Below are 1,733 nucleotides of genomic sequence, written 5' to 3'. Positions count from 1 at the left end.
TACCATGTGCATAAAGTTTTCTGCTGTGCGAAACTGCTGCTGAATTCCGGGACTGGCGAAGGCAAAAGCCCCAGCAGCATCGTCTTTTTGAAATGCTTGCAGTTGCTTTTCTACGACTGAGCGAATGGTAGCGCGATCGCTATCAGTAATTTGCATAATTTTGAGCGGAAGAGGCAATTTAGGTGGGACGTTGTTGTCGTCCGTGATAAATCTGTAAAATCAGGACTTCATCATTTAAGATAGCGTCATGCAGAACAAAACCAACTTTCCCAAAGGTCACAATTAGTTTCCGCAGACCAGGGGTTTGTTCAACAAGCGCACCTCTTTGCGGATATGTCTGCAAACTTTCTCCCACCTCTACAATCTTTTGAATTGCTTTAACAGCAAGATTGGGGTCAGTTTCAGCAAGGAATTGGCGATGTCGCTCGAGTGCTGTTAGGGCTGGGCGCGTCCAAACTACTGAGGGCATGGCAATTCGCGATCAATCCCTAGACTATCTGCCCATTGCTTAACCCGATCGTGTTCAATGCCCGTCTTGTTTGTCTGGAAATCTTGCAAGGCGGAGAGACTCCTTGCGATCGTTTCTTCTTCGCTGAGGGGTTGAAACTCATTTGCTGTGTCAATTTCTCCCCACTGATATCCCTCCGTTTCCTCGGCAATTTCTGCGATTAGGCGTTCAAAGTCGCTGAGATTACCGTTGGACTGATTCAGCCATGAAAGCACGATCGCCTTAACCGAATCGCTGGGCATGGCTTGAATTTGGGCGTGGAGTTGCTTTATAGATTGAGCCATTAGACAATACAGAGTGACTGATTTAATTTTAGCGCAGTGTCAAATATAGGACTAAGGCCAAATATGGTCTGCTCCGCTATTGCTTGGGGTAAGGTACGCAGTGCCAGCCCGCGACAGGCGTGCGATCGATCGGCTTTACCTAATCTTACCGGTTGGCGATCGGTAATAACAAGATTTACTGTCGTTCGCTGTTGAAAACAAGCAGATCGAGCGATCGCCCGCAACCATTTTTTAAGGATTTGAGGGTTTTTTTCACCACTCCTGAGCGGGCTGCAGACATTAGTGGTAAAATTGGTTATCGAAAGAAATTTTTTTGTTTCTCTGGTTGCCTATTCCTAACCGTAAGAAACAAGCTATTGCCAGGATGCAAGTTCATACTGATTGGGAGATGTACTGGCAGTTGAGTCACGTACCAGAAGGGTTATACAAACACACCAAAGATACAAGTTATTTTAAAATACGCGAATATGAAAATGAGCCGAAGGTAAGAATAATCACAGCAAAAGATTATATTTGTGAAGATTTAGATGGGCTAGTTGCTCAAGCTTTGAACACCTGGCAAAATCGACTTTAAATTAACAAATACGCTCGCGCCCCATCGCCCCTTACCCAATCCACTATCCATCTGCGTCTATCTGCGTGCATCAGCGGTTAAAAATATCAAATCAATAGCTTGGCAACAAATCAAGTTACCAAACCTTGATATCAGAAGTGTTGTGGTGCATAAGTCCTGTATAAAGTTTTCGACCGATTTTAGATAGGATAATTAAAGAAAGCAACCCCACGGATAGATCCAGGGGCTTATTTCTCGGACACCACGTTTTCTTTAGTAATTCTCATCAAAAACCGCAGAGCTTCATTTACTGCTTCAGAATCGGGAAACATCTCTGCAACATCCGGTTCTAAACGAATATTTACACCACCAAAGGTCTTTCGTCCAG

4 protein-coding genes are annotated in these 1,733 nt (G+C 44.4%); 1 reads left to right on the top strand and 3 read right to left on the bottom strand.

Annotation, left to right across the window (positions count from 1 at the left end; all coding sequences use genetic code 11):
- The 3 genes from ACUVJL_RS16170 to ACUVJL_RS16160 form a co-directional block, all read right to left on the bottom strand.
- Window positions 1-156, bottom strand: a 156-nt coding sequence (locus ACUVJL_RS16170) for a DUF4864 domain-containing protein (RefSeq protein ID WP_445246782.1), incomplete at its 3' end; no start/stop codon positions are given.
- 22 nt (window positions 157-178) lie between these two features.
- Complete coding sequence (locus ACUVJL_RS16165; RefSeq protein ID WP_445246781.1) at window positions 179-469, bottom strand: type II toxin-antitoxin system RelE/ParE family toxin; 291 nt, start codon at window positions 467-469, stop codon at window positions 179-181.
- Window positions 457-792 carry a hypothetical protein gene (locus ACUVJL_RS16160; protein WP_445246780.1) on the bottom strand — a complete coding sequence of 112 codons (336 nt, stop codon included), beginning with the start codon at window positions 790-792 and terminating at the stop codon, window positions 457-459. Before ACUVJL_RS16160 ends, ACUVJL_RS16165 begins: the two co-directional genes overlap by 13 nt.
- A gap of 364 nt (window positions 793-1,156) precedes the next feature.
- Here ACUVJL_RS16160 and ACUVJL_RS16155 point away from each other — a divergent pair, with 364 nt between their 5' ends.
- Window positions 1,157-1,366: a hypothetical protein gene (locus ACUVJL_RS16155; RefSeq protein ID WP_445246779.1), complete on the top strand. Its 210-nt coding sequence runs from the start codon at window positions 1,157-1,159 to the stop codon at window positions 1,364-1,366.
- The last annotated feature ends 367 nt before the right edge of the window (window positions 1,367-1,733 follow it).

Source organism: Microcoleus sp. OTE_8_concoct_300 (assembly GCF_031383065.1).
GTDB lineage: Bacteria > Cyanobacteriota > Cyanobacteriia > Cyanobacteriales > Microcoleaceae > Microcoleus.
The sequence above is the reverse complement of the archived record's forward strand: the minus strand, read 5'-3'. Positions and strand labels throughout refer to the sequence as shown.

Coding starts and splice junctions, on each gene's coding strand:
- ACUVJL_RS16155 (WP_445246779.1), top strand. CDS start 1,157: ATGCAAGTTCATACTGATTGGGAGATGTACTGGCAGTTGAGTCACGTA.
- ACUVJL_RS16165 (WP_445246781.1), bottom strand. CDS start 469: ATGCCCTCAGTAGTTTGGACGCGCCCAGCCCTAACAGCACTCGAGCGA.
- ACUVJL_RS16160 (WP_445246780.1), bottom strand. CDS start 792: ATGGCTCAATCTATAAAGCAACTCCACGCCCAAATTCAAGCCATGCCC.